This window comes from Microcystis sp. LE19-10.1B (assembly GCF_027530565.1).
Classification (GTDB): Bacteria; Cyanobacteriota; Cyanobacteriia; order Cyanobacteriales; family Microcystaceae; genus Microcystis; species Microcystis aeruginosa.
The window spans coordinates 1-4,755 of record NZ_JAPZQM010000487.1 but is presented as its reverse complement, the minus strand read 5'-3'; the positions used below and the strand labels follow the sequence as shown (position 1 = coordinate 4,755).

The 4,755-nt window shown below is 42.8% G+C and carries 4 protein-coding genes and 2 pseudogenes; 1 reads left to right on the top strand and 5 read right to left on the bottom strand.

The features are described from left to right. Positions 1–132 (top strand): annotated as a pseudogene (locus O9332_RS17500) (IS630-like element ISMae24 family transposase); the annotation flags it as partial. A gap of 298 nt (positions 133–430) precedes the next feature. Here the strand turns inward: O9332_RS17500 and O9332_RS17495 are convergent. The 5 genes and pseudogenes from O9332_RS17495 to O9332_RS17475 form a co-directional block, all read right to left on the bottom strand. Beyond that, entirely contained in the window at positions 431–3,625 is a 3,195-nt protein-coding gene (locus tag O9332_RS17495) for a hypothetical protein (protein ID WP_288026623.1), read from the bottom strand. Continuing rightward, positions 3,618–3,878, bottom strand: a complete 261-nt coding sequence (locus O9332_RS17490; protein WP_288026622.1) for a hypothetical protein — start codon at positions 3,876–3,878, stop codon at positions 3,618–3,620. The genes O9332_RS17495 and O9332_RS17490 overlap by 8 nt, the downstream gene beginning before the upstream one ends. Next, a complete protein-coding gene (locus tag O9332_RS17485) occupies positions 3,875–4,084 on the bottom strand; it encodes a hypothetical protein (RefSeq protein ID WP_288026621.1) in 210 nt (69 codons plus the stop codon). The genes O9332_RS17490 and O9332_RS17485 overlap by 4 nt, the downstream gene beginning before the upstream one ends. A gap of 59 nt (positions 4,085–4,143) precedes the next feature. Further along, the gene (locus O9332_RS17480) at positions 4,144–4,299 is read right to left on the bottom strand and encodes a hypothetical protein (protein ID WP_288026620.1); all 156 of its coding nucleotides are present in this window, start codon (positions 4,297–4,299) and stop codon (positions 4,144–4,146) included. Positions 4,300–4,623: 324 nt separating this feature from the next. Continuing rightward, a pseudogene (locus tag O9332_RS17475) lies at positions 4,624–4,755 on the bottom strand (IS630-like element ISMae24 family transposase); the annotation flags it as partial.

The window sequence follows — 4,755 nt, the reverse complement described above, 5'->3', positions numbered from 1 at the left end:
GAAATATTATGGAGATTTTTAAAATATGAATGGATTGAATTTAGCGCCTATAAAGACCGAAAGAGCCTCCTCGCTTACGTTAAAAAAGTGCTGGACAATTTTGGAGGCGAGTATGTAATTAATTTTGCCTAGGTACTTAATAAATTTGAATTCATATATTTTGCAAAAGATGATCAGCGAACGTCAGACGGTGAGGTGATACCTGGCATTGGCGGCTCTGTGTACGAAAGGCTTGGTTTTCAAGGACAAGATGACAAGAACACTTATATCCCAGAACTGGTTCGCTCTCGACGAGCTAGATTAGTCAGCGCTTAGAATTTTTTATAAGGTTTACTACCCTAACCCCGATTAGCTCTGAAACATTTCTCAAGGGTAAAATGCCCAAAAATACGCAATTTTTTCGGTTTTGAGTTTTGAGTATGATTAGTGATTAAGTTGCAATCGCCAAAAGCTGATTAAGAAGCTTATCTCTTATCGGAATAGGTATAAATCCCCATAGGGCGGCCCACTGATTGCGATCGAGTACCTCTAGGATGTTCCCAAATTCCGTTAGGAGTGAGTCCTCACTAGCGGCCTCTAGGTAAACCGTAGCATCATTAATTAGGTCTGTGTCGGTCTGGGTAAGGGTTTCAGCTTGGCCACAATTGCTATTAGGGTTACTTATAGTAAATGTGGCCAAAATTTCATCAAGGAATGCCCGGCACCGGTTAATCGTAGTCCGTGCCATGCCGGTTACAGTAGCGATCGCACGTTCGGTTACTTTTTCCCCGGTTTCCCACAACCGATTAGCAGCCTCACCTATTAGCCGGTTAGTCCGTTCTTTGACACTTTCAGCATCCGGGGTGATTTCATGGGCCTTGACCTGCTTAATCTGGTTAGGGGGGATAAGGCCGCTAAAATCATAATCGGTAAGCAGTACAACCTCGAAAATTCGATCTGGGTAAAGATTAGCCCTTAACCTTCCTATCTCTTGCTTGATGATGGATAGAATGCGATGACGGGTATAGCGATCGAAGTCCTCACCATAGGGGTTTAAACCCGTGCTAACAGCGTAGTCATGCCTTAGTGACTCAAGGTTAGGGCATGGTAAACCGTCGATGATCAGACGGGTAACACCCGCGATTAAGTTAGTTCCCTGCGAATTGACAAAATGCTTAAGACTTGTCTGGTCATCTTCATCCTTGCAGTGAGACTGGAATCGGATGACAGCCGTGTTATTGGGGTCGGTTTCCCGATAATGGTCAAGGATGACTTTAGATCGTCGCTTTTGACCTTCCCCCCGATTAATACCCATTCGGCCTAAGTCGATCACTTGGATAAAATTGATATTTTCTGGAATATCCCCCCCAATGGTAATCAGATCAATTGTTAAGCCGGTTCGGGCCTCAAGATTTTCGAGCGATTCCGTGGCACTCAAGAAAATGATTTTAGCGGCCTCATTTATAATCGCTAAGAATCGAGAATCAACAAAAGAAACCGATAAAATACCATGATTAAGCGATAAATAGCCTCTACCTTGCAAAGAATCAATTAATTCAGGTAGCCACTGCTTTAATGTCTCATTTTCGGCTTTTTCCGCTAAATTGCTATCCTTTTCAGCGAATGCCCGGCGGACCGATGCCGGCATATCTGCTATTGATTCCCCCATCTCAGAGATTGGATCAAGAAAGCTTAAATCAGGGGTTAATGCTGATTTTAGGCGATTTAAATCTATATCATTGGGAATTAAGCCTAAAAGCTTCTCTCTTAAGGTTTTCCCATCGAAACCATAGCGATTAGACTGCTTTTCTGCTATTAGCTTCTTAATGGCAATCAGTAAAGGCTTAAGAGATAGGAAAAGATCACTATCCTTTTCCGCTAAGGATGCGATCGAGGCTGTAATATCTTTCACTGATACCTTAACTATTTTGGTAGTGTTAGCGCTTAGTTCACTTTCCTCGAAAATTAGGGTCGTATTCCCATAGTCGAAACCATTTTCGGGGTCATACGACTTAGGATTAGGCAAGCTTGCCGGGTGAGCTATTAATCGCTTAGATTGTAGTGCAATCGCACGCTTTTGTAGATAATCATAATCCCCCTTGCCAGACCGACATAACTCAAGGAACTGGCAACCCTGACAGATAGTAGCTGATTCTATTCCGTGGCTTATATTTTGATTGGCTAAGGCCGCATGGGTAAAGGGTCTAGCACAATTAGCCCGTAAATCTTTCTCTTGGAATCTATCAAGTGAGTCTTTCCTTTTTCGTGTCCGTATTTCCCCCAATTCGTTACGGTATAAACCGGCGTGACGACCCTCTAATATTGGCCAATCTTTTAACGTTGGGGTTGAGACATTTCGAGGGTCATTGTTGACATAAATAATGTCTGTAACTCCCATCATCTCAGGGGTTGCCTTGCCAGCATCATAAGATTTACCGCTTCCAGTGGGAGACGTATCTAAGATATATTTACCCGATGCCCATTCATTTAATCGATTAGAGCGGTCATAGATTTTTGCCTCTCGATTATTTGGTAAGGGTGAGGGTAAGGGTTTTCTATTTTTTTTCCGATCTCTCGCTACTAATCTTTTAACCTTTTCCCAGAATGGTAAAGGATCGCTTTTTCCCATTTCAAGGAATTGGCTAGGCGTGATAAATTCGATTGATTCCAGATTCCCTATCTCATCAATATCATCATCATCTTTGGTTTTTTGCCCCCAAAATGCGACTAATACCGACTTCCCTAGAGATTCCAAAAATTTAATCTCTTTAGACCATCTCAGCATCACTTGAGGGTTATTTATGTCACCGGCATCCGGGCATAAAATTAATTGTCGATAGGGTCCGATCGCATTCTTAATCTGATTAGCAGCACCTGAGAAATACCCACCGGCTGCACCTATGGCATTAAGCCCATGCTTATGGGCAGCGACAAAAGGTTTAAGTATCCCCTCACTTAACCAGACTTGACCGTTATCCTTGCCATTGGGGATATGGGTGATCGGTAGTTCACCATCGGGTAGGTGACTGGAAGTTAAACCCTTAGCCCATCTGTATTTTGAATCGGTAACATTCTCTAACCTTATCTGGTATCCGATCGCCCGGCCCTCGCTATCAAAGGCAAGGCAAGCGATACCGACCCCGCCAGCCGCTATCTTCCCATTATTCACGCCGGGTAAATTGGGGGGAATGCCGGGGGGAACATCATCATTAGGGTAAATGCTGAAAAATAAACCCGTCTCTATCTGACTCTCAGACAGCCCTCGATCGAGTAACGCTTGTCGATGCCGGCGTGACAGCCCTAGCGATTGGGATAACTTTCTTAGAGCCTTGTCTCTATCTGGAATACTCAGGGCATTCTTAGCGTGTTCTTTTTGCCGTTCTAATCGGTCGATCTCTCGCTGTAATTTTTTCTCTAACCAGACCGTGCGATCGAATGCTTCGCTTTTTCTGGGAACAAATTTTCCCCACACCCCATTACTGGAATCCCCCAGAAAATGCCAATCAGGATGATTGGGGTCAAAGCCGATGTGAGAATGACATAGAACCAATTCCCCATCGGTAGAGTAGCGACAATCGCTGTCAGCTTCGCCACAGATTGGGCATGAGTTAGAGCCTTTAAAAGGGTGTAGCTTACTTCTACTCATGGCCTACACCCCCAAAAAAATCAAAATCAAAATTTATCTGGGATTGAAGCTGATCAAGCTTCTCACAGATAGCTTTTAGCTGTTTAGCATCGCATTTAATGATTTTTGCCGCTATTCGATAAGCTTCTCGCTTTTCCTGCCTATTTTGGCAGTATTCAGAGATATGGGTCGCTGTTAGGGCGATTAGTTCTAACGTCCCAAAAGACCGCGAAGCTTCTTTGAGAACATTCTCTAGTATCCGGAGGTGATTCATCCCACACCCCCTAAAAAACTGATTTTTTGTGCCGTGGCTAACCCTACCCGTGCCGCAAAATTCGCGTCATTCTGGCAATTTAAGCCAAAATTAGCCTTTATTCTACTTAGTAAGGCTTCTATTGGGCTGGTAATGCTTTTATCGTGGTATCCCGTGGCATTCAGGGGAATGCTTGACTTTTGTGGTGATTTTCTGGTATTATTCATTGTATTGGAAAATATTTTGTACCGCTCCCTAGCCTGCGAAGCTTCGGGAGTGGTTGTTTTTATGCGACTTCTAACTTGTCCAAGCATTCTCGGATCATCTCACGCATGACCGTGGCTGCCGTTTCGTTCCTTTTTTCGGCGATCACAAAAATCTGATTTTTCATGCTAGGGGACACTTTGGCCACAAGGGAAACATTTTTTTCCTTTTTTCTCATCTTCTCATCCTGAATTTCTGCCTATCCATAGGGTATCATAAAGCGATTAATTTTGACAATGAACCTATAGCGTACTATCGGAAAACTAAGGAAACATCATCATAGCAAGGATAGTTCGTGATTAACTTACAAAAAACTTACAAAAAACTTACAACTGATAACCGATAACTGACAGTTCAAAACCGCAATTGTTTCGGTTTTAACTGATAGCTAATAACTGATAACCGATAATAGGAACTAATCGCTAAATTCTCGATCAAATAATTCCCTTAGCACTTGATTCGCTCGATCCTGAAATCTTTTAGCCTTTTCCTCGTTAAGTACCTAGGCAAAATTAATTACATACTCGCCTCCAAAATTGTCCAGCACTTTTTTAACGTAAGCGAGGAGGCTCTTTCGGTCTTTATAGGCGCTAAATTCAATCCATTCATATTTTAAAAATCTCCATAATATTTC